Annotated in this window: 1 pseudogene; it reads left to right on the top strand. The window is 64.9% G+C overall.

The window, feature by feature from the left end:
• Window positions 1-619, top strand: a pseudogene (locus AC4FS3_RS29035) (hypothetical protein); the annotation flags it as partial.

A 619-nucleotide genomic window follows, 5' to 3' on the forward strand; every position in this document is an offset into this window, starting at 1 on the left:
CGTATTTTCGTCGCCACGGTCGATGAATCGATCGCGTTCACGTTTACTTACATGATCGCGTCGCTGATGTTGCAGAACTACCTCTATGGCCGGGTGCGCTGGCCGTGGGTGTCGGAGATGTATGAGACGCTCCAGGGCATGTTCCTGGTGCGGGCGATCGGCGCGGTGCTCATGAACCCGCGCAAGCCGAGCTTCAATGTGACGGCGAAGAACGACGTTTCCTTCGACGATCACCTGTCCGAGCTGGCCTGGCCATTCTTCGTGCTGTTCGGCGTGTTGCTGCTGGCCATGGTGGTGGTCACCTACCGGTTCTTCACCGAGCCGGGCGTCTCGGCGGCGATGATCATCGTGGGATTGTGGAACGCCCTCAACCTCATGATCGCCGGCGCCTGCCTTGGCGCCGTGGCCGAGCGCCGGTCCGCCGCGCGCCAGCCGTCGCTGAACATCGAACGTCGCGGCGTGCTGATGGTCGGCGGTCACAAGATACCGGTGATGATCGACAATGTGTCGAGCGCCGATTGCGTCCTGCGGCTGATGGCCGAGGCCCCGCGTGATCTGCCGGCCGGGGAGCTGGCCGGGCGGCTGCTGATCCAGCCCGTGGGGGCGATGCCCGCCCGGG

This window comes from Pseudogemmobacter sp. TB195 (assembly GCF_058313095.1).